Origin of the sequence: Moorena sp. SIO4E2, assembly GCF_010671945.1 — a bacterium.
In the GTDB taxonomy this organism is placed as follows: domain Bacteria; phylum Cyanobacteriota; class Cyanobacteriia; order Cyanobacteriales; family Coleofasciculaceae; genus Moorena; species Moorena producens.
Window position 1 is genome coordinate 1 of the sequence record NZ_JAAHIE010000899.1, and the last position, 2,307, is coordinate 2,307.

Sequence of the window (2,307 nt, forward strand, 5' to 3'; positions counted from 1 at the left end):
GGGTAAAAATTCTGGCTTTAACGATTCCGACTGTGCCAAAGGTAGAGCAACAAGAGATGATGGAGGTAGTGGATGATTACTTATATAAACCGATAGAACCCATGGAATTATTGTACAGGGTTATGGCTTTGGTGGAAAGTTATAGCGCTGCGCTATAGCTGCTAAACCTAGAAGTGTAACTAAGCCAAGGATGCTGCTAGGTTCCGGCACATCTTCTGGGACAACAAAAGCATTATCCTGGATGTTGCTAATCGTTGAGTTCCGACGAATAATGTCCGAGAGGCGAGTGCTTTCTAGATCTGGAGCCAAGGCCAGCAGATGATCGAGATCGTTGAGGAAAAAGAACCGGTCACCATCCCGTGCCCGCCTGAACTGGTCTGAGATGACCGTATTGAATAGTTCACCGACCAAGCCACCGTTGAAGGAGTCCTCAGATATTCCTCCAATCCAGAAATCCACATCCTCTACAGACTTGTAGATTTTTTCAAATAGAGCTGCTACTTCTGGGTTAGAAGTAATGCCAAGTTCGGTATCGGTGGTCAAGAAGCCAGTGACCGGATCCAGACCGAGTTCCACACGAGCCTGATTGTAACCGGGAAGACCAACTTCCCTTGCCCGCGCAATATTGATTGAAGCCAGGTCAAAGCCACCGGTGGCAATCGGGGCAAGGAAGTTCCGCACCCCGTCCACTAACTGATTGTCAACCTCTTGAGCCACCTGGGAAGCTAAACCCAAAAACAGTGAATCGACGCCGTTATCAATCACTTCTTGGGGATTGAAGAAGGCATCGGCAAGGGAGATACTTCCGAGGGAAGTGCCGTTATTGTTAATGCGCTGAAGCTCTTCGGAGAGAAGAGTGTGCCCAACCCGGAAGTTAGCATTGGCAAATTCCACACTGATACGTGGGTCAACTGTGGGATCGTAGCCAGAGTAATCCTCCAAAAGGCTATCGCCAATGAAAAGCGGTAGGAATTCATTGTATGTGATTACCTGAATCTGAGCACCGACCACCTTACGAACTGATTCGTAGATAAAGTCGCCTTTATCAAGTCCTGACTGATGTAACTTCTCCAAAATGACCGGGTCGCCAGCGTCAATTTTTTCAGTAAGTTCTTCAGCCAGACGATTGTGCTCCCGTACGAACAAAGTGTGAACTGCGGTTAAGCCAATTTGTTCGTTGGCACGAACATCGCCAGCGATGAACAACTCTTCTCCTGATATAGGGGGAGTAGTGTTGGCATTAGGAAATCCGCCAGTGTTGAAAGGTAGTAGCTCTTGGCCATTGATACTTTGGCTCTTGAGCTTTCCACTACCATCATTAGTACGCAAAAATTCCGCGCGCACTGGATCAGATCCGTATACCTGTGAACCATCAATAAAAGAAGTCAGCTGGTTGATCTGCTGGCGCGGATTGCCAGGTCCAGTGCCAGTGCCTGGAGCTGCAGGAACCCTGATCAAGGGTATAGATGGCGCGAGTGGATCTCGAAGACCAGTGGCAATGTCAATAGGGTTAATTGGGATGGGGGTGAAATCCTCTCGTGGCCGATCTAACCCTCCCTCATTGAGATCCAAATCGTGATCTATGAACTGCCCCCACTGCCAGATCCAGTCACTAGCATTGAGAAAATTAGGTACTAATTCCTTCTGGGGCACAATGGTATTGCTAATGTCACGGGGGTTAGGCAAAAGATTGCCGGTGCTACCGGTTATTCTTGGTGCGTTAAAGCCATCCTCGTAAGCAGGAGTCAGGAGCCGAAGTAGTGGTGTTTCGGCTTCACCCAATGTTGGATCATTTAGGTTGTTACCAAATCCGTTAATGGTACGATATTCTCCTGCAGCAGCAGGCACAGACATGGAAAATCCTAGGGCAGCGAAAGTGGTTATTGCTAAACCAAGCTTACGAGGCTTGAAGTTTCTAACCACTTCCAAGTTAGATAAGTGATTTTTCATCAGGTTAGTACTTAGGTCAAGATTGCATCCCAACCGCTAATGTGGTAGATGCAGTAAAATACTCTATCTCTTCTAATAAGGTGTTTGGAAAGTAGCTACATGGTTTGGTAAAGGCTGGTAATTTACTTTAGTTATCCCCAAGATTCACAGGTTTTCGTCTAAAGTAAGTCTTCACGTAAGTCCCTCATTTATCGCCAGTAAATAATTTTTAACACGGGCTATAATAACGATTACGTATTTCTTTTGGCTACATAATTTATACCAAATCCTGTTCCCATACCCCCCTTATCCAAACAGCTATAGATTCCTCGAATAAAAGGATTTGGTCGATTTTTTATAAAGGGGGTGTGGCAAGCG

General features: G+C 46.3%; 1 protein-coding gene. It reads right to left on the reverse strand.

Annotation, left to right across the window (positions count from 1 at the left end; genetic code table 11):
* Positions 1-120: 120 nt before the first annotated feature.
* Positions 121-1,950: a peroxidase family protein gene (locus F6K37_RS38735; protein WP_287256495.1), complete on the reverse strand. Its 1,830-nt coding sequence runs from the start codon at positions 1,948-1,950 to the stop codon at positions 121-123.
* Positions 1,951-2,307 lie beyond the last annotated feature (357 nt).

Bases quoted from the DNA above. Each gene is read 5' to 3' on its own strand.
- F6K37_RS38735 (WP_287256495.1), bottom strand. From the start codon at position 1,950: ATGAAAAATCACTTATCTAACTTGGAAGTGGTTAGAAACTTCAAGCCT.